The organism is Streptosporangium sp. NPDC023615, assembly GCF_040640155.1.
GTDB lineage: Bacteria > Actinomycetota > Actinomycetes > Streptosporangiales > Streptosporangiaceae > Streptosporangium.
On the sequence record NZ_JBFABE010000010.1, the window covers coordinates 116,950 to 136,832 of the forward strand.

Genomic DNA, 19,883 nt, shown 5'->3' on the forward strand with positions numbered 1-19,883 from the left:
CGCCGAAGCCGGGTCAGTAGCCGCCGTTGGGGCCCTGGGGATGCACGTAACCGGTGTCGCCGTCCGACCAGGGATTGTCGTCGGCGGCCGGCGGTGACGCCGGACCGCTCTGCGGCCGCCTGGTCGGCTTGTTCCCCGCCGGCCTGTCCTGCGAAGGGTTGCCCGCGGCGGTGTCGGGGCCGGACCCCGGCTCGCCCCGGTCCGATCCGCCGCCGGAACCGGCGGACGTGTCGTCCTGCCCCGCGGCCGTTCCCGTGTCCCCGTCGTCACCGGCGTTCCCGGCGTCGGCGTCTCCGGTGTTCCCGGCGTCGGCGTCTCCGGTGTTCCCGCCGGGCTCCGGCTCCGCGGACCCGGACGGGGCCTGTCCCGGGTCCCCGGGATCTCCCGCGGGGTCCTGGGAGGCCCGCTGGGCGGTCTCGGACGAGCGTCCCTGCGGGCCGGCGTCGTCGGCGCGGTTCATCAGGGCGAAGGCGGCGCCCCCGCCCAGCAGGGCGACGGCGAGGACGGAGAAGACGGCGACGGCCGGGCCGCTCCTGCGGCTGGACTTCCGGGATCTCCCGGACCTCCTCGGCTCGTCCGCGGGACCGGTGAGGATCTCCGGCTCTCCGTGGACGCCCGGGGACTCACCGGACGGGCCGGACTCACCGGACGGACCGGACGACGGGGGGACGTGCATGGGAAGACTCCCTGCGGTTCTCGGGGGGAAACCTCCACGGCTTCCGCGGGTGCTGAACCACAGTAGCCACAGCAGACAAATGCTCGCACATCAATCACTGATCGATCACGAAACACCATCTGTTACGACATCGGCGACGGCGCCCGGCTCGCCCCACTCTGCGGGAGCGGCGGAGTGGCCCGGATCGCCGGTCCCGCAGGGGATCCGGGCCGCGCCGATCACGAACGCGCCCGGTCGGCGGGACCCGTGCGCCCCTCGGAGAGCCGGGCGAAAAATCTCGGGAACGGACGGTCTCAGGAGACCGAGCAGCCCGAGGCCTGCGGGAGCGGGGCCGGACGGCCGATCGAGGGCATGCCGAGCATGACCCCGGGGCCGGGGCCCGCGGGGGTGTCCTGCCGGGCCTGCCAGGCGTCGCCCGCACGGGTGCGGCGCAGCCCCAGGACCGGGCCGTCGGCGACCAGGTGGTGCGGCGCCGCGTACGTCACCTCGGCGCTCACCACGTCACCCGGACGCGGGATCTCGGCGCCCGGGGTGAAGTGCACGAGCCGGTTGTCGGGGGCGCGCCCGGACATGCGCCGGGTCGCCTCGTCCTTGCGCCCCTCGCCCTCGGCCACCAGCACCTCGAGCGTCCGGCCGACCTGCGTCTTGTTCTCCGACCAGGAGATCTCGGTCTGCAGGTCGACGAGCCGCTCGTAGCGCTCCTGCACGACCTCCTTGGGGACCTGGTCGTCCATGGTGGCCGCGGGCGTGCCGGGACGGATCGAGTACTGGAAGGTGAAGGCGTTGGCGAACCGGGAGGCGCGCACCACGTCCAGCGTCGCCTGGAAGTCCTCCTCGGTCTCGCCGGGGAAGCCGACGATGATGTCGGTGGAGATCGCCGCGTCCGGCATGGCGGCGCGGACCCGCTCGATGATGCCCAGGTAGCGCTCGGCCCGGTAGGAGCGGCGCATCGCCTTGAGGACCCGGTCCGAACCCGACTGCAACGGCATGTGGAGCTGGTGCATCACGTTGGGGGTCTCGGCCATGGCCGCGATCACGTCGTCGGTGAAGGCCGCCGGGTGCGGGCTGGTGAAGCGGACCCGCTCCAGGCCCTCGATGTCGCCGCAGGCCCGCAGCAGCTTGCCGAAGGCCAGCCGGTCGCCGAACTCCACGCCGTAGGTGTTGACGTTCTGGCCCAGCAGGGTGATCTCCAGCACGCCCTGGTCGACCAGGGTGCGGACCTCGGCCAGGACGTCGCCCGGACGGCGGTCCTTCTCCTTGCCGCGCAGGGCGGGCACGATGCAGAACGTGCAGGTGTTGTTGCACCCGACCGAGACCGAGACCCAGGCGGCGTAGGCCGACTCGCGCTTGGTGGGCAGCGTGCTCGGGAAGGTCTCCAGGGATTCCTTGATCTCGACCTGGGCCTCCCGCTGGACGCGCGCCCGCTCCAGCAGCACCGGCAGCGAGCCGATGTTGTGGGTGCCGAAGACCACGTCCACCCAGGGCGCCCTGCGGACGATCTCTCCCTGGTCCTTCTGCGCCAGGCAGCCTCCCACGGCGATCTGCATGCCGGGGTTGCCCACCTTCGAGGGGCGCAGGTGCCCGAGGTTGCCGTACAGCTTGTTGTCGGCGTTCTCCCGTACGGCACAGGTGTTGAACACGACCACGTCGGCCGTCTCCCCCTGCGCGGCCGGGGCGTATCCGGCGTCCTCCAGCAGGCCCGAGAGGCGTTCGGAGTCGTGCACGTTCATCTGGCACCCGTAGGTACGGACCTCGTACGTGCGGGCGCTCTGTCCGGTGGCAGTCATCTCATGACAAGGGTAGGCGCTCACCGGACCTCCGGGGGACGCGTCCTCGGACCGGCGTCCCGGCCTCCCGGCACCGGGCGGCGGGCCGGCGGGGGCGGTTGCCCCCCATACCCGACCCGGCCACCTCGCGAGACGCGGACCGACCAAGGCGTGAGCAGGCCGTGATGCGATCGGTACCGCAGGGTTAGCACGAGGTGCCCTTGGCAGAATTACGTTGTCCCCCATGACGGAGAACGGGGAGAAGACTCCTCTGGTCGTGCTCGAAGGCGTCAACAAGCACTTCGGCAGCCTGCACGTACTACGGGACATCAATCTGACGATCTCCCGTGGCGAGGTCCTCGTCGTCATCGGCCCCTCGGGCGGCGGCAAGTCGACCCTCTGCCGGACGATCAACCGGCTGGAGGACATCGACGAGGGCACGATCACCTTCGACGGGCAACCGCTCGCGGTGGAGGGCAAGACCCTGGCCAAGCTCCGCTCCGAGGTCGGGATGGTGTTCCAGTCCTTCAACCTGTTCGCCCACAAGACGATCCTCGAGAACGTCACGCTCGGGCCGATCAAGGTTCGGGGCATCGCCACCGCCGAGGCCGAGCGGCGCGGCATGGAGTTGCTGGAGCGGGTCGGCATCGGCGCGCAGGCGTCGAAGTACCCGGCACAGCTCTCCGGAGGCCAGCAGCAGCGCGTGGCCATCGCCCGCGCCCTGGCCATGGACCCCAAGATGATCCTGTTCGACGAGCCGACCTCCGCGCTGGACCCGGAAATGGTCCAGGAGGTGCTCGATGTCATGATCGGTCTTGCCCAGGAGGGCATGACGATGATGGTCGTCACCCACGAGATGGGCTTCGCCCGTCGCGCGGCGAACCGCGTGGTCTTCATGGCCGAGGGTCAGATCGTGGAGGAGAACGCCCCCGAGGAGTTCTTCACCACCCCCCGGACCGATCGCGCCAGGGACTTCCTTTCTAAGATTCTCACCCACTGACGGCTCTGCTCGATCCTGACGAAAGACGAGGTAGTAAGAATGCGTGTACGGCGTATTGGAGCCGTGGTGATCGCGGCCGCCGCGGCGATGGCGGGTCTGACCGCGTGCGGCGGCGACAGCGGTGGCAGTGACAAGTTCGTGGTGGGGATCAAGATCGACCAGCCCGGTCTCGGCCAGAAGCAGCCCGACGGCTCCTTCAAGGGTTTCGACGTCGACGTGGCCCGGTACATCGCCAAGGAGCTCGGCTACACCGACGACAAGATCGAGTTCAAGGAGGCCATCTCGGCCAACCGTGAGTCGTTCATCCAGCAGGGCCAGGTCAACGCCGTGATCGCGACCTACTCGATCACCGACGACCGTAAGAAGAAGGTCTCCTTCGCCGGCCCGTACCTGGTCACCGGGCAGGACATCCTGACCCGCGCGGACGACACCACGATCAGCAGTGTCGAGGACCTCAAGGCCAAGAAGGTGTGCGGCGCCCAGGGCTCGTCCTCGCCCAAGCGCCTGGCCGACAAGTTCGGCGCAGAGTGGAAGGCCCAGTACCTCACCGAGCAGCAGGGCTACGGCGCCTGCCTGCCCCTGCTGGAGAACAAGCAGGTCGACGCGATCTCCACGGACGCGACGATCCTGGCCGGCTTCGCCGCCCAGTCCCCCGGCAAGTTCCGCCTCGTCGGCAAGCCCTTCTCCGAGGAGAAGTACGGTATCGGCCTGAAGCTGGACGACAAGGAGACCCGCGACAAGGTCAACACGGCCGTGGAGAAGATGTTCTCCGACGGTAGCTGGAAGAAGGCCGTCGAGGCCAACTTCGGCGAGTTCGGAAAGTTCTTCACCACCCCGCCGGCCGTCGAGCGTTACTGAGCGGTCACACCTCGGCCGGGGCGCGCGTCGCCCCGGCCTGTGGCACTGGAGGGATGAGTGCAGGCACTCTTCGATGAATTCCCGATGATTCGGGACGCTTTCTGGTTGACGATCCGCCTCACCCTCGCCAGCGGGTTGGTGGCGCTCGTGCTCGGCACCGTTCTGGCCGGGATGCGGGTGAGCCCGCTGCCCATCCTGCGCGGAATCGGCACGGCGTACGTGAACATCATGCGGAACACCCCGCTGACCCTGGTCATCGTGTTCTGCGGGCTCGGCCTCGGGCTGGTCCTGAACGTCTCGTTCTCCGAGAGCCTGTCCACCAACTACATGTGGCTCTCGATCATCGGACTGTCCGCCTACACGGCGGCGTTCGTCTGCGAGGCGATCCGGTCCGGCATCAACACGGTGCCGGTCGGTCAGGCGGAGGCGGCGCGGGCCATCGGGCTCACATTCGGCCAGAACCTGAGATTGATCGTGCTGCCCCAGGCGTTCCGCGCCGTGATCGCCCCCCTGGGCAGCATCCTGATAGCACTGATCAAGAACACCACGATCGCCGCGGCGATCGGGGTGGGCGAGGCGTCCCTGACGATGAAGACGTTGTTCGAGGCGCACGGTGACGCCGTCGTGGAGATCTTCGCCGGATTCGCGCTGGGCTTCCTGATCCTCACCCTGCCGACCGGCCTGCTGTTCGGCTGGCTCGCCAAGCGCCTGGCGGTGGTCCGATGACCGTGACGGCCACCGAGCCGCGCCCGGTGCCCAAGAAGCGGGCCGCGAGCTCCGACCGGGTCAGCGTCCTGTACGACATCCCCGGGCCCAAGGCGCGGGTGCGCAACAACGTGCTCACGGTGCTGGTCGTCGCCCTCGCGCTGTTCGCCGTGTACTGGATGGTGACCAAGCTCGACGAGAAGAACCAGCTCAACGCCGATCTGTGGACGCCGTTCCTCCGCGCCGACGTGTGGGTCAACCTGATCCTGCCGGGTCTGGTGAACACGCTCAGCGCGGCGCTGGTCGCCGCCGTGATCGCGGTGCCGTTCGGGTTCGTCCTCGGCATCGGCAGGCTCTCGGAACACGCCTGGATCCGCCTCGTGGCGGGAGCGGTGGTCGAGTTCTTCCGGGCGATCCCGCTGCTGATCATGATCTTCGCGGTGATGTTCGGCGGGAGCGCGGTCTTCGGGCTCACCGTGACGCCGTTCACCGCCGTGGTGGTCGGCCTGGTGCTGTACAACGGCTCGGTGCTGGCGGAGATCGTACGGGCCGGCATTCTGTCCATCCCCCGGGGACAGAGCGAGGCCGCGCTGGCGATCGGCCTGCGCCGCAGCCAGGTGATGCGGATGATCCTGCTGCCGCAGGCGGTCACGGCCATGATGCCGGCGATCGTCGCCCAGCTGGTGGTGCTCCTGAAGGACACCGCCCTGGGCTTCATCGTGGCGTTCGAGGACCTGCTGAACGCGGGGGCGCGCGTGCTGCCCTCCAACTTCAACAACATCATCCCCGCGGTGATCGTCATCGCGATCATCTACATCATCATCAACGTGATGGTGGGCGCCGTCGCCACCTGGCTGGAGAAGCGGAGCCGGCGCAGCAGGAAGTCGATCGTCCAGCCGATCGCCCGCCCCGACTCGCCGACCGCGGTCGAGGGGGGCGTGGGCGGCGTGGGGACCCCCGTTCCCTAGGAACGGTTTCCCGGCGGGGGACACGAGGACGGACGGGGGGCGGTCACCGGATGCCGGTGGCCGCCCCCCGTCCGTGACCCGTGTCCCGGGTGGTCGTCGCGGGCCCTCGTCCCTCCCGCTCCACCCCCGACGCCGGTCTTCGGCGACACCTTCGACGGGACGCGGGCGTGATATCGGCGACACGCGGCTGGTTATCGGGCAGGATGTCGCCATGTCCCCCGAGCAGGTCGTCCTGCCGTACGCCACCTGGCCCTCGCCGGTCTCCACATCCGACGTCGCCCGCTCCGGCCTGCGCCTCGGATTTCCGATGGTGCTCGGTGAGGAGGTCTGGTGGACCGAAGACCGTCCCGCCGAGGGCGGGCGGACCACCATCGTGCACCGAGACGCCGACGGCGTGCGAAGCGAGCTGCTGAACGCGCCCTGGAGCGCCAGGACCCGCGTCCACGAGTACGGCGGCCGGTCGTACGCGGTGGTGCCCGGTCAGGGCGTGGTGTTCGTGAACTTCGCCGACCAGCGGCTCTACCTGCTGCCCACCGGTGGCGAGCCCCGGCCCCTCACTCCCGAGCCCAAGTCGCCCTCGGCGCTGCGCTACGCGGACCTGCTGGTCCGTGACGGGCAGGTCTGGTGCGTCAGGGAGCGGCACGACGGTGGCCGGGTGAGCCGCTCCATCGTGTCCGTTCCCCTGCCCGGCTCGTCACCCGGTTCCCGGCCCGGCCCGCCGCCGGGCACGCCCTCCGGCCCTCCGCCGGGCACGTCGTCGGGCTCGCCGTCCGGTACGTCGTCCAGTTCCTCGCCCGGCCTCCCGTCCGAGGGCGAAGAGCCGCGCGAGTGGATCACCGGGCATGACTTCTACGCCTTCCCCACCCTCTCCCCCGACGGCGAGCACCTGGCCTTCGTCTGCTGGGACCACCCCCGGATGCCGTGGAACGGCACCGAGTTGCGGGTCTGCCGGCTCGCCGACGGCGCCTCCTGGACGGTCGCGGGTGGCGTCGACGAGTCGGTGCTCGCCCCGCACTGGCGTGACGAGCTCAGCCTCTACCTGATCTCCGACTCCTCGGGCTGGTGGAACCTCTACCTGACCGAGGTGCACGGCGGCACGCCACGGGCGCTCCACGGCGCGGACGAGGAGTTCGCGGGCCCGCTCTGGCAGCTCGGCGCGATGCCGTACGCGCCGCTGGACGACGGGAACATCGCGGTCCTGCACGGGCGGGGCGGCCTGCGGCTGGGCCTGCTCGACCCGGTCCGCGGGACGCTGACGGACCTGACGGTGCCCTACGACGGCTGGGAGCCGGTGCTGGCCACCGACGGGCGGGCCGTGGTCGGGATCGGGTACGGACCGGCGGTGCCCAGGTCGATCGTCCGGGTCGACACCGCGGACGGCCAGGCCGGTGAGCTTCGCCGGGACGCCGGCCGGATCCCCGACGCCGCCTACCTGCCGCCCGTCCGGGCCGTGGAGATCCGGGGACGGTCCGGGCGCGAGGCGCACGCGTTCCTCTACCCGCCGACCAACCCCGAGGCGCGCGGCGAGGGCCCCGCCCCGTACGTCGTGTTCGTGCACGGCGGGCCGACCGGGCACAGCGTGGGCGCGCTCGACCTGGAGAAGGCGTTCTTCACCAGCAGGGGCATCGGCGTTCTGGACCTCAACTACGGCGGTTCCACCGGCTACGGCCGCGCCTACCGCGAGCGGCTTCGCGGCCGGTGGGGCGTGGTGGACGTCGAGGACTCGGTCGCCGCGGCCGAGTGGCTGGCCGGTGAGGGGCTGGCCGACCCGGCACGGATCGCGATCCGGGGCGGCAGCGCGGGCGGCTGGACGGTCATGGCGGCCTGCTGCACGTCCGACGCGTTCGCCGGGGGCGTCTCCTACTACGGGGTGAGCACGCTCGCCGCGTTCAGCGCGACCACCCACGACTTCGAGTCACGCTACGTCGACTGGCTCGTCGGCCCGCAGGACCCGATCCTGTACGCCGCACGCGAGCCCCTGGCCCTGGTGGCGGGGGTGAACTGCCCCATGCTGCTGCTGCAGGGCCTCTCCGACCCGGTGGTCCCCCCCGAGCAGTCACAGGCCTTCGCCGACGCCCTGGCCGAGCGCGGCGTCCCCTGCACCTACCTGACGTTCGAGGGAGAGGCGCACGGCTTCCGCCGCGCCGAGACCCGCAGCGCGGCCCTGGCCACCGAGCTCGCCTTCTACCAGCAGATCTTCCACCTCTGACGGCGGGGCCCGGAACGGGGCGGGGTCCGGCACGGGTCAGGACCCGGCGCGGACCAGGAGCCGTCCCGTGTCAGGGAGCCGTCGTGAGCCGGGGCCCGGCGCGGCGGGCCGGGAGCCGGCGCGGGTCAGCGGGCGAACTCCGTGGCCCGCGACTCGCGTACGACCGTGATGCGGATCTGGCCGGGATAGGTGAGCTCCTCCTCGACCTGCTTGGCCACGTCGCGAGCGATCACCTGGGCCTGGATGTCGTCGACCGAGTCGGGCTTCACCATGACCCTGATCTCGCGGCCGGCCTGCATCGCGAAGACCTTCTCGACGCCCTCGTAGGAGGTGGCGATCTCCTCCAGCCGCTCCAGCCGCTTGACGTAGGCCTCCAGCGACTCGCGGCGGGCTCCCGGCCTGCCGCCGCTGATGGCGTCGGCGGCCTGGGTGAGGACGGCCTCGACGGTCTTGACCTCGACCTCGTTGTGGTGGGCCTCGATGGCGTGCACGACGTCCTCGTGCTCCCCGTACCGCCTGGCGATCTCGGCGCCGATCAGGGCGTGGCTGCCCTCGACCTCGTGGGTGAGGGCCTTGCCGATGTCGTGCAGGAGCGTGCAGCGCTTGAGGAGCGTGGTGTCGAGCCTCAGCTCGGCGGCCATGATCCCGGCGATGTGCGCGGACTCGATGAGATGGCCGAGGACGTTCTGCCCGTAGGAGGTGCGGTAGCGGAGCTGGCCGAGGAGGGTGACCAGCTCGGGGTGCATGTCGGTGATGCCGAGCTCCACGAGGGCGTCCTCACCGGCGCGCACGCAGAGCTCCTGGACCTCCGCCTTGCTGCGCTCGTGGGCCTCCTCGATGCGCTGGGGGTGGATGCGGCCGTCGAGGACGAGCTTCTCCAGGGTCAGCCGCGCGGTCTCGCGGCGGACCGGGTCGAAACAGGAGAGCAGCACGGCCTCCGGCGTGTCGTCGATGATCAGATTGACGCCCGTGGTCGACTCGAAGGCCCGGATGTTGCGGCCCTCGCGGCCGATGATGCGGCCCTTCATCTCGTCGCCCGGCAGGTGCAGGACGCTCACCACGGACTCTGCGGTCTGCTCGGTGGCCACCCGCTGGACCGCCAGGGTGACGATCTTGGTGGCTCGTTTCTCGCCCTCCCGGCGGGCCTCTCCCTCGATCTCCCTGACGATCAGTGCGGCCTCGCGCTTGGCCTGGTTCTCGATCTCCCTGACCAGCTCGGCCCTGGCCTGCTCGCCGGTGAGCCCGGCCACCCGCTCCAGGACGGCCCTGCGCTCCTCGGCGACCCTTTCGAGGTCCTGGCGGCGGTCGGCCAGCTCGGTCTCGGTCTCGGTGAGCTTGCGGGCCCGCTCGGCCTGCCTGCGCGCCTCCTCGTCGAGGCGCTGTTCCCGCTCGGCCAGCCGGTTCTCCCGGCGTTCGAGATCGGATCGAAGCTCCTTGAGCTCGTACTTCAGGAGCCGGCCCTCGTTCTCGGCCTCCTTGCGCATCTCGGCGGCCGCCTCGACGGCCATCTCCGACCTGCGCAGCAACTCTCCGGCGTCGTCCTGGGCCTTGGCCCGGATCCCGGCGGCCTCACGTCTGGCCTCCTCCAGCTCGGCCCGGACACCGGCCTGGAACTCGGCCTCCTCCTCGGGGGTGGGCCCCTTCGGCCCGGCCCCGGCTCCACCGATACGACGCAGCAACACGACAAGCACGGCTGTCATCACGGCAAGAGCCACAACCGCCACCGTCAACATGACGACCACGACCGGATCCATGCGCGCCTCACCTTCCTCGCGTCGCAGATATCAAGCACACGAGGGGTCACACGCACGGCACGGAAAGCTCAAAACCCGGCGCCACCGAAGGGGGACGAACTCGCGAGAGATCGGCGACCGGCTTTCCCGCCGGTTCCGCCGTCGCGTTCCCATTCGCCGAGCCTGCTTGTCCGCAATAAACCGCTATGCCAATCCGCACTGCACGGAGTAACTCCTCACTGTCGTTGAGATTAAGCGTCAGAGAGGTAACGAGCAAGCAAAGACCGGCTGTCAAGCCGCTTTGGACTACTCGGACGGGTAGTCCAGATCCTCGGGGAGTGACGACGTCTCCGCCTCGGCCTCCTCCAGCACTTCGCGGATCACGCGGAACGCCAGCCCGGGACCGTACCCCTTCCGGGCGAGCATGCCCGCCAGCCTGCGGGTCCTCACCGCGGGCTCCAGGGAACGCGTCGAGGAGAGCTTGCGCCGCACCAGGGCGCGGGCGGTCTCGGCCTCCTGCTCGGGGTCGAGCTGCTCGACCGCGTCCTTCACGGTCTCCTCGTCCACTCCCCGATGGCGGAGCTCGGAGGCGAGCGCCTTGCGGGCCAGGCCTCGCCCGGCGTGGCGCGAGCTCACCCAGGCGGCGGCGAACGCCTCGTCGTCGATGAGCCCGACCTCGGAGAAGCGGTCCAGGACGGCGTCCGCCGCCTCCTGGGGCACCTCACGCTTGCGCAGCGCCTCCGCGAGCTGTGCGCGGGTGCGCGGTGCCATGGTCAGCAACCGTAGGCAGATTCCCCGGGCCACCGCCTGCGGATCGGCGTCGGCCCTGCGACCCGCCGCCCCGCCGCGCGCCCCGCCGATCGCGTCGTCACCCGTTCCTCCGGCCGATGTGTCCGGCCCTCCGGTCGATGCGCCCGGAAACGGGTTCGATGAGCGGTCCCTGGAACCTCGTCCGCCCCATCCCCCCCCGGACCGCCGGCCTCTTCCCTCACCGGCCTGTTCCCCGGCCCGCTCGCCGCGTCGCGAGGCGCGGCGGGGAGCACGACGTCTGCCGCCCGGTGACCCGGCTTCGGGGTCGGCGGGACCCCCGTCACCGAACGCGTCGAACGCGTCCTGAGAGGACGTCGGGTCCGCCTCCCCACTCGGAGACGCGTCGAAGCCATCTTCTGGATCGCTTCCCGGGACGAACGGACCGGACCGCCGTCCACGCCCGGAGGCGGACGAGCCGCCACCTCGGCGTCGTCCGGAGCGCCCCGGAGGGACGGACGGGTCACCGTCCCAGAGGCTTCCGGACGCGGGTGGGTCACCGTCCAGACCGCGACCACCCGCGGGCGACGCGGCGCCCCGGGGCACATCGGGCCAGGCGCCCCAGTCTCTCGGCCCGGCCGCGTCGGCCGGACCGGAGTCAGGTCCCGTCGTCATCGGTCAGCCCGGATCAGGCGTCACCCGGCTTGGGGGCGGCGGCTGCCGCTGCCTTGGCCCCCCGGCCGGCACCTGCCGTGGCCGTCGCCGGAGCGGAACTCCGACCGGCGGGAGCGGAGACCGGGGCGGCGGGCGGCGGGGTGGCCGGGCTGTCGACGCGCGGGCCGACGCCGAGCTTCTCCTTGATCTTCTTCTCGATCTCGTTGGACATGTCAGGGTGGGTCTTGAGGAAGTTCCGCGCGTTCTCCTTGCCCTGGCCGAGCTGGTCACCCTCGTAGGTGTACCAAGCGCCGGACTTGCGGACGAAGCCGTGCTCGACGCCCATGTCGATCAGGCCACCCTCGCGGGAGATGCCGACGCCGTACAGGATGTCGAAGTCGGCCACCCGGAAGGGCGGGGCCATCTTGTTCTTGACGACCTTCACCCGGGTGCGGTTGCCGACCGCCTCGGTGCCGTCCTTGAGCGTCTCGATGCGGCGGATGTCGAGACGGACCGAGGCGTAGAACTTCAGCGCCTTTCCACCGGTCGTGGTCTCGGGCGAGCCGAACATGACGCCGATCTTCTCGCGGAGCTGGTTGATGAAGATCGCGGTGGTGCCGGTGTTGTTGAGCGCGCCGGCGACCTTGCGCAGCGCCTGGGACATCAGGCGGGCCTGGAGGCCGACGTGGCTGTCACCCATCTCGCCCTCGATCTCGGCCTTCGGCACCAGGGCCGCGACCGAGTCGATGACGAGCAGGTCGACGGCGCCGGACCGGATCAGCATGTCGGCGATCTCGAGCGCCTGCTCACCGGTGTCGGGCTGGGAGACGAGGAGCGCGTCGGTGTCGACGCCCAGCTTCTGGGCGTACTCCGGGTCGAGCGCGTGCTCGGCGTCGATGAACGCGGCGATGCCGCCGCCGCGCTGGGCGTTGGCCACCGCGTGCAGGGCGACGGTGGTCTTTCCCGACGACTCGGGGCCGTAGACCTCGACGATGCGGCCGCGCGGGAAGCCGCCGATGCCGAGGGCCACGTCCAGCGCGATGGAGCCGGTGGGGATCACCTCGATGGGCGCCCGGGTCTCGTCGCCCAGACGCATGATGGAGCCCTTGCCGAACTGCCGCTCGATCTGAGCGAGCGCGGTCTCGAGCGCCTTCTCGCGGTCGTTAGCTGCCATGGGAGCCCCCCTGGAGGGTCGCGGGTTGGATCGGTTGCCAGCAAGCTACGGGGTGCCGCCGACAATTTCGGGAGGGCACGCCAAGAGTCGCGGCTTGTTCAATATAGCCGAACGACTGTTCGATCGCTGCCCGTCGGCAACACGCGCCGCGGAAGTCACAGGACGCCCGGCGGTCGCTTCCCCGGGAAGCCTGGAGACCCTCGCGGTCGCCGTCGCGGTCACGCTCGTCGTCGCGCTCGCCGTCGCCGTCGCCGTCTCCGCAAGCCCCGGGAGGCCTCCGCGCCCCCGGTCCCGCCGGACCCGGAGCGCCCGCCCCGCCCCGCCAGGGGTCTCGAAACGTCGCCCCTCAGCCCTGGAAGATCCCGGGAGCCACCTCGGAAGACCCGTGAAGCCGCCCGGAGGACCTCGGGACACCCCGCACCCCCCGGTGGCACCCCGGACCGGCGCACGATCACCCGGCGCCACCCCATCCTGGAGGAGACATTTACGGGAATTGCCGTGGCTCTGTTGTCACCGGGCTGACCTGGGGTGATGCTGAAGGGAAACGATCCGAGGTGCCCGACGTGCCCGACGCGTTCACGCAGCAACGCCTAGTCCATCTCGACTCCCTGGCCACCGAGCTGAGGCGGCGGGGGCTCGCGAGCCGCACCCTGGGGGGTACCGCCCCGGTGCTGTGGGTGTGGCATCCGGACAACGGCAGACAGACGATCGTCTTCGCCACTCCGACCGGCGACGGCTGGTTGTTCCTGTGGTCACCCGACGGCCAGGAGAGCGCCGACGATCCCTCGCACACGGCCGAGGCCGTGGGGAAACTCCTCGGCTCACCCATGGATCCGCCTCGACCGGAACCCCCGTGAACGGGACACCCCGGACGGCGCTCCCGGACGGGCCCACCACGAGCGAACCCACCGCGAGCGAACCCACCGCGAGGGGACGACTCGCGAGGGGAACCCGGACGGGGCCCTCGAACGGGCCCGCCCCGAACGGATTCGCCGCCGACCGGCTCGGCGTGAACCGGCTCGCCCCGCGCGGAGCCACCTCGGACGGGGCCATCTCGGACGGGGCCGCCTTGGACGGGGCCGCCTTGGACGGGCTCGCTTCAGCGCAGGCGTGGAGAGACGTCGGTCACCCCGCACACGGCGTGCCAGACCTCCTTGGCCCCGACCCCCTCGGCCAGCGCCTGGATCACGGTCCGGCCCCCGAGGTCGGCGATGATGTAGTCCTGGGCCCACGACTCGGCGTACTGATCCCCGAAGTGCTGCTTCATCCGCTTCCAGAAATCCGACAGGCGCATGTCCCAAGTATGGGTCCGGCCCGGGGATGCCGGGCCCCGTACGGTCGCGCCGGCGAGGGGCGGAACCCGCACCACCTGCGGCGGAGCCGGTCCGGAGCGCTTCGGGTCCCTGGGCGGGGCCGGGCTTACAGCACCCTGGAGCCGTACATCTCTCCGAGGGGGTCGGCGAGCAGCTCCAACCGCGCACCGTCGGGGTCGGTGAAGTAGACGGAGGCACCGCTCTCGACCTGGTGCGGCACACCGGCGGCCTCCAGCTTGCCCCGCAGCCGCTCCCATGTGGAGGGGTCCACCGATATGGCGATGTGGTGGAGACCGCCGAGAACCTCCCGGTAGGGCCCGAGATCCAGGCCGGGGAAGTCGAAGAAGGCGAGAAGGTTGCCGTTGCCGATGTCGAAGAAGAAGTGGTTGGAGCCCGCGTAGTCGCGGTTCTCGATGATCTCCGTGAGCGGGAACTCCAGAAGGTCCTGGTAGAACCTGATGGTCGTCTCGACGTCGGAGGAGACCAGGGCGAAGTGGTGCAGCCCCCTCGCGCTGCTCGGCGGCCGGTGCGCCCTCAGGTGCTCCGCCTTGATCCGCTCGCGCGCCGCCTCGATGGCCTGATGGTCGATGCTCACCGTTAGCTCACCACTCACTGCGTTGTACGTCCGTCAGGCCAGGTCCATGACGACAGGGGGCCAACCTACCTCGGACGTCACGCCGCCGTGGCGGTGCCTCGACGGGCCGGAGATCGCGAGGGGCGGTGGCCGGCCCGTGGGGCCCGTGGGACCCGTGGAGTCCGCGGTCGTGGACGGGTCCGTGGACCGCCTTCCGGCAAGGGCGGCGAGGCGGGTTCTGTCGGTGGGGCCGGGCAGTATGGGTGACGGACCGGCAGGTCGGCCGGGCCGAAGGCTAGGGGGCCGTCAATGAGCGAGACCACGGGCACGGACGGGGCACTCGGACATTTCACCCCGATGACCAGGGAATGGTTCACCGGGGCGTTCGCCGCGCCCACCTCCGCTCAGGAGGGGGCCTGGGCGGCGATCGCCCGGGGCGACAACACCCTGGTGGTCGCGCCCACCGGCTCAGGCAAGACCCTGGCCGCCTTTCTCTGGTCGCTCGACCGGCTGGCGGCCGAGCACTCGGCCGCCGGCACCGCACGGGCAGGTGACGGGCAGGCAGGTGACCGGCAGACGGGCGACCGGCGGGGGAACGGGCCGGCGGCCGGCGGCCGGGCGGCCGAGGGCAAGAGCGGCGGGCGGGCCGGTGGCAGGCGGCGGGCTCGCGAGGACGACGAGCCGCCGAGGTCGTGCCGGGTGCTGTACGTGTCCCCGCTCAAGGCCTTGGCGGTCGACGTCGAGCGCAATCTCAGGGCGCCGCTGGCCGGGCTGGAGCAGACCGCGCGGCGACTCGGTCTTCCGGTGCCGCGCATCTCGGTGTCGACCCGCTCCGGTGACACTCCTGCCGAGGAGCGGCGCCGGTTCGCGACCAGACCGTCCGACATCCTGATCACCACCCCCGAGTCGCTGTTCCTGCTGCTCACCAGCCAGGCCCGCGAGGCGTTGCGCGGGGTGGAGACGGTCATCGTCGACGAGGTGCACGCGGTGGCGGCGACCAAGCGCGGAGCGCACCTGGCCCTCAGCCTGGAGCGGCTCGACGCCCTGCTCGACCGGCCCGCGCAGCGCATCGGCCTGTCGGCGACCGTGCGGCCGGTGAGCGAGGTCGCCGCCTTCCTGGGCGGGTCACGGCCGGCGACCGTTGTCCAGCCACCCTCCGAGAAGCGGATCGAGGTGGAGGTGGTCGTCCCGATCGAGGACATGACCGAGCTCGACACCGCCCCCGCCCCGCCGCCCCAGGACGACGACCGCTGGCTGACCGAGACCCCGGCCAGGCGTTCGATCTGGCCGCACGTGGAGGAGCGGCTCCTCGACCTGATCGGAGGTCACCGCTCCACGATCGTGTTCGCCAACTCGCGGCGGCTGGCCGAGCGGCTCTGCACCCGCCTGAACGAGCTGGCGTGGGAGCGGCAGACCGAGGGCGCCGAGCGGACGGCAGAGGATGCCGGGCAGGCCCGTCCTAGGCAGTCCGGCCCCGAGCAGTCCGACCCCGAGCGGACCGGCCCCGAGCGGACCGGCGGGAGGGCCGACCGCGCGCGACCGGCCGGAGGACCCGCGCCCGCCTCCATCTCCACACCGGCGGCCATGATGGCGCAGGCCGGCGCGGCCAAGGGGGTCGTCCCGGAGATCGTCCGCGCCCACCACGGGTCGGTCTCGAAGGAGGAGCGCTCACAGATCGAGGAGGCGCTCAAGTCCGGGCGGCTGCCCGCCGTGGTCGCGACCTCCAGCCTGGAGCTCGGCATCGACATGGGCGCGGTGGACCTGGTGGCCTGCGTCGGAGCGCCGCCGAGCGTGGCGAGCGGCCTGCAGCGGATCGGCCGGGCCGGGCACCAGGTGGGAGCCGTCTCCCGGGGAGTGATCTTCCCCAAGTACCGGGGCGACCTGGTCCAGACGGCCGTGGTGGCCGAGCGGATGCGGACCGGGGAGATCGAGGACCTGCGCTATCCGCGCAACCCGCTCGACGTCCTCGCCCAGCAGATCGTGGCGATGACCGCGCTGGACGAGTGGACGGTCGACGAGCTGGAGGAGGTCGTGCGCCGGGCCGCCCCCTACCGAACGCTGCCCAGGAGCGCTCTGGAGGCCACGCTCGACATGCTCGCCGGACGCTACCCGAGCGAGGAGTTCGCCGAGCTGCGCCCGCGCATCGTCTGGGACCGGGTGACCGGCACCCTCCGGGGCCGCCCGGGAGCACAGCGGCTGGCGGTCACCAACGGTGGCACGATTCCCGATCGTGGCCTGTTCGGCGTCTTCCTGGTCGGGGAGAAGTCCTCCCGGGTGGGTGAGCTGGACGAGGAGATGGTCTACGAGTCGCGGGCGGGGGACGTGTTCGTTCTGGGCGCGACCTCCTGGCGGATCGAGGAGATCACCGCCGATCGGGTGCTGGTCACGCCCGCCCCGGGGCAGCCCGGCAAGCTCCCGTTCTGGCACGGTGACACCGCGGGCCGCCCGGCCGAGCTGGGAAGGGCCATCGGCGCGTTCCTCCGCGAGATGTCCGCGGCGGGCGCGGACACCGCGACGGGCGGCACGGGCACGAGGAGCCTGGAGGCGTCGAGCCCCCGTGCGGGAACGGGCACGAGCGCGAGAACGGACGTGGGCAAGGACGCGGGCACGGATACGACGACGGACGTGGCAACGGGCGCGGGCACGAAGAAGACGAGCGCGAAGGACACGGCCGGGAAGGGCGCCGCCGGCAGGGGAAACGGGGGGAAGGGCGCCGGGGGGAAGGGCTCGGTGACCGGCGGTGGGGGCTCCGGGAACGCGGAGGTGCGGAGCGATCCCGCCGGGGACCTGACCAGGGACGGCGCGCTGGCGAGGATCAGGGCGGCGGGGCTGGACGAGTTCGCCGCGGCCAACCTGCTCGCCTACCTGGCCGAGCAGCGGCAGGCCACCGGGTACGTGCCGGACGACCGGACGCTGGTGGTCGAGCGGTTCCACGACGAGCTGGGCGACTGGCGGGTGGTGGTCCACTCCCCGTACGGGGCGCGGGTGCACGCGCCGTGGGCGCTGGCGATCGGGCGGAGGCTGCGCGAGCGTTACGGCGTCGACGTGCAGGCGGTGCACTCCGACGACGGGATCGTGCTGCGCATCCCCGACACGCTCTCCGATCCCCCCTCGGACATCGCGATCTTCGACGCGGAGGAGATCGAGCGGATCGTCACCGAGGAGCTGGGCGGCTCGGCGCTGTTCGCGGCGCGGTTCCGCGAGTGCGCCGGGCGTTCCCTGCTGCTGCCGCGCCGCACGCCGGGCAGGCGGTCGCCGCTCTGGCAGCAGCGGCAGCGCGCCTCGCACCTGCTCGGCGTGGCCGGCCGGTACGGGTCGTTCCCGGTGGTGCTGGAGACGATGCGCGAGTGCCTCCAGGACGTCTTCGACGTCCCCGGGCTGGTCCGGCTGATGCGCGACGTCGAGGCGCGGCGGATCCGGCTGGTGGAGGTCGAGACCGACAAGGCCTCCCCGTTCGCCGCGTCGCTGCTGTTCAACTACATCGGCGCGTTCATGTACGAGGGGGACGCCCCGCTGGCCGAGCGCCGCGCCCAGGCGCTCGCGCTCGACACGAGCCTGCTGGCCGAGCTGCTGGGCCAGGCGGACCTGCGCGAGCTGCTCGACCCCGACGTGATCGCCGACACCGAGCGGGAACTGGCCCGGCTGGATCGCCCGCTGCGCGACGCCGAGGACCTGGCCGACCTGCTCCGCTCCCACGGCCCGCTGCTGGCCGAGGACGTGAGCGTACGCGAGGGCGACCCCGCGTGGCTGGCCGAGCTGGAGGGCGCCCGCCGGGCGATCCGGGTGAGGGTGGCCGGGCAGGAGCGGTGGGCGGCGATCGAGGACGCCGCCCGGCTGCGCGACGCGCTCGGCGTGCCGCTGCCGGTGGGGGTGCCGCACGCCTTCCTGGAGCCGGTCGACGACCCGCTGGGCGACCTGCTCGCCCGGCACGCCCGCACCCGCGCCTCCTTCCCGGCGAGTACGGCCGCGACCCGGTTCGGTCTGGGGCCGGCGGTGGTCGTCGACGCGCTGCGCAGACTGGCCGCCTCCGGGCGGGTGGTGAGCGGGGAGTTCAGGCCGGGCGGCCGGGGTGAGGAGTGGTGCGACGCCGGGGTGCTGCGGACACTGCGCCGCAGGTCGCTGGCCAGGCTCCGCAAGGAGGTGGAGCCGGTCCCGGCGGAGACGCTGGCCGCCTTCTCCCCCGCCTGGCACGGCATCACCGGCTCCCCGCAGCGTGGCAGGCCGCCGATCGACGCGCTGGTGGGCGCGATCGAGCAACTGCAGGGCGCGGCGGTGCCCGCGTCGGCGCTGGAGACGCTGATCCTGCCCGCGCGGGTGCCCGGGTACGACCCGTCGCTGCTGGACGAGCTGACCGCCTCCGGCGAGGTGATCTGGGCCGGGCAGGGGTCGCTGCCGGGCGGCGACGGGTGGGTGTCGCTCTACTTCGCCGACACCGCGCCGCTGCTGATGCCCGCCCCCGCCGACATCACGCTGACCCCGGTGCACGAGGTGGTGCTGGAGGTGCTGGGCGGTGGGGGCGCGCTGTTCTTCCGCGAGCTGGCGAGCCGGGCCGGCGCGCTGCTCGCCGGTTCCGTGCCGGACGACCGGGCGCTCTCCGCCGCCGTGTGGGACCTGGTGTGGTCGGGCCGCATCACCGGCGACACGCTCGCCCCGCTGCGTTCCACGCTCGGGACGGGGCGCCCGGCGCACCGTCCGGCCCCGACCCGGCGCCGCCGGGCGGTGCTGCCGACCAGGAGCGGCCCGCCCACGGTGAGCGGACGCTGGTGGGCGCTGCCCGCCCTCGCGCCGGAGAGCACCCAGCGCGCCCACGCCCAGGCCGAGGTGCTGCTGGAACGGCACGGCGTGGTGACCAGGGGCGCGGTGACCGCCGAGCGGTTGCCCGGCGGGTTCGCCGCCGTCTACCAGGTGCTCCGCGCCTTCGAGGAGAGCGGCCGGTGCCGCAGGGGGTACTTCGTGGAAGGGCTGGGCGGCGCCCAGTTCGCCCTCCCGGGCGCCGTCGACCGGATGCGTGCCGCCGCCCCCTCCCCCTCGTTCCCGCAGGACCCGGTGCCCGAGGCCGGTCCGTGGGGCGCACCCCCGCCGCCCGCGCCGTGGGAGACGCGGCGACCGGAGCGGCCGGCCGGGGACGTCCGGCGGGCGGTGGTGCTGGCGGCGGCCGACCCCGCCAACCCCTACGGAGCGGCCCTGGCGTGGCCGGCCCGACCCGAGCAGGCGTCCCACAAACCCGGCAGGAAGGCCGGGTCCCTGGTCGTGCTCGTCGACGGTCACCTGATCCTCTACGTCGAGCGCGGCGGCAAGACGCTGCTGTCCTTCTCCGGCGACGAACGCCTCCAGCCCGCCGTCGACGCTCTCGCGCTCGCCGTGCGTGACGGCGCGCTGGGCAAGCTGACCGTCGAGCGGGCGGACGGCACCGCCATCAACGACTCCCCGCTGGGCGCCGCCCTGGAGGCCGCGGGGTTCCACCCGACCCCCAGGGGCCTGCGACTGCGGGCCTGACCTCCGACCG

General features: G+C 72.0%; 14 protein-coding genes. 7 read left to right on the plus strand and 7 right to left on the minus strand.

Going from position 1 to position 19,883, the window contains the following annotated elements:
- Positions 1-13: 13 nt before the first annotated feature.
- Complete coding sequence (locus AB0G16_RS10980) at positions 14-676, minus strand: hypothetical protein (protein WP_362802115.1); 663 nt, start codon at positions 674-676, stop codon at positions 14-16.
- A 293-nt stretch (positions 677-969) separates the two neighbouring features.
- Entirely contained in the window at positions 970-2,463 is a 1,494-nt protein-coding gene (miaB, locus tag AB0G16_RS10985; protein WP_362802118.1) for a tRNA (N6-isopentenyl adenosine(37)-C2)-methylthiotransferase MiaB, read from the minus strand.
- A gap of 223 nt (positions 2,464-2,686) precedes the next feature.
- Between miaB and AB0G16_RS10990 the strand changes: the two genes are divergently transcribed.
- The 5 genes from AB0G16_RS10990 (at position 2,687) to AB0G16_RS11010 (ending at position 8,182) form a co-directional block, all read left to right on the plus strand.
- Positions 2,687-3,442, plus strand: coding sequence for an amino acid ABC transporter ATP-binding protein (locus tag AB0G16_RS10990; protein WP_362802121.1), 756 nt, complete (start codon positions 2,687-2,689; stop codon positions 3,440-3,442).
- 39 nt (positions 3,443-3,481) lie between these two features.
- Entirely contained in the window at positions 3,482-4,300 is an 819-nt protein-coding gene (locus AB0G16_RS10995) for a glutamate ABC transporter substrate-binding protein (protein WP_362802124.1), read from the plus strand.
- An 84-nt stretch (positions 4,301-4,384) separates the two neighbouring features.
- Positions 4,385-5,026, plus strand: coding sequence for an amino acid ABC transporter permease (locus tag AB0G16_RS11000; protein WP_362802127.1), 642 nt, complete (start codon positions 4,385-4,387; stop codon positions 5,024-5,026).
- A complete protein-coding gene (locus AB0G16_RS11005; protein WP_362802130.1) occupies positions 5,023-5,973 on the plus strand; it encodes an amino acid ABC transporter permease in 951 nt (316 codons plus the stop codon). Before AB0G16_RS11000 ends, AB0G16_RS11005 begins: the two co-directional genes overlap by 4 nt.
- Before the next feature lie 211 nt (positions 5,974-6,184).
- A complete protein-coding gene (locus tag AB0G16_RS11010; RefSeq protein ID WP_362802133.1) occupies positions 6,185-8,182 on the plus strand; it encodes a prolyl oligopeptidase family serine peptidase in 1,998 nt (665 codons plus the stop codon).
- Between the two features lie 125 nt (positions 8,183-8,307).
- On the opposite strand, the gene rny is transcribed toward AB0G16_RS11010, so the two are convergent.
- The 3 genes from rny to recA form a co-directional block, all read right to left on the minus strand.
- Positions 8,308-9,882 carry a ribonuclease Y gene (gene rny, locus AB0G16_RS11015; RefSeq protein ID WP_362802135.1) on the minus strand — a complete coding sequence of 525 codons (1,575 nt, stop codon included), beginning with the start codon at positions 9,880-9,882 and terminating at the stop codon, positions 8,308-8,310.
- Between the two features lie 339 nt (positions 9,883-10,221).
- Entirely contained in the window at positions 10,222-10,686 is a 465-nt protein-coding gene (locus AB0G16_RS11020; protein WP_362802139.1) for a regulatory protein RecX, read from the minus strand.
- Positions 10,687-11,350: 664 nt separating this feature from the next.
- Entirely contained in the window at positions 11,351-12,490 is a 1,140-nt protein-coding gene (gene recA / locus AB0G16_RS11025; protein WP_362802142.1) for a recombinase RecA, read from the minus strand.
- 563 nt (positions 12,491-13,053) lie between these two features.
- Here recA and AB0G16_RS11030 point away from each other — a divergent pair.
- Entirely contained in the window at positions 13,054-13,347 is a 294-nt protein-coding gene (locus tag AB0G16_RS11030; RefSeq protein ID WP_362802145.1) for a hypothetical protein, read from the plus strand.
- Between the two features lie 242 nt (positions 13,348-13,589).
- On the opposite strand, the gene AB0G16_RS11035 is transcribed toward AB0G16_RS11030, so the two are convergent.
- Positions 13,590-13,784 (minus strand): DUF3046 domain-containing protein, encoded by a 195-nt coding sequence (locus tag AB0G16_RS11035; protein WP_362802148.1) that lies wholly within the window; start codon positions 13,782-13,784, stop codon positions 13,590-13,592.
- A 125-nt stretch (positions 13,785-13,909) separates the two neighbouring features.
- Complete coding sequence (locus tag AB0G16_RS11040) at positions 13,910-14,398, minus strand: VOC family protein (RefSeq protein WP_362802150.1); 489 nt, start codon at positions 14,396-14,398, stop codon at positions 13,910-13,912.
- A gap of 288 nt (positions 14,399-14,686) precedes the next feature.
- Between AB0G16_RS11040 and AB0G16_RS11045 the strand changes: the two genes are divergently transcribed.
- On the plus strand, positions 14,687-19,873 hold the full coding sequence (locus AB0G16_RS11045; RefSeq protein WP_362802153.1) for a DEAD/DEAH box helicase: 5,187 nt from the start codon (positions 14,687-14,689) through the stop codon (positions 19,871-19,873).
- Positions 19,874-19,883: the final 10 nt, after the last annotated feature.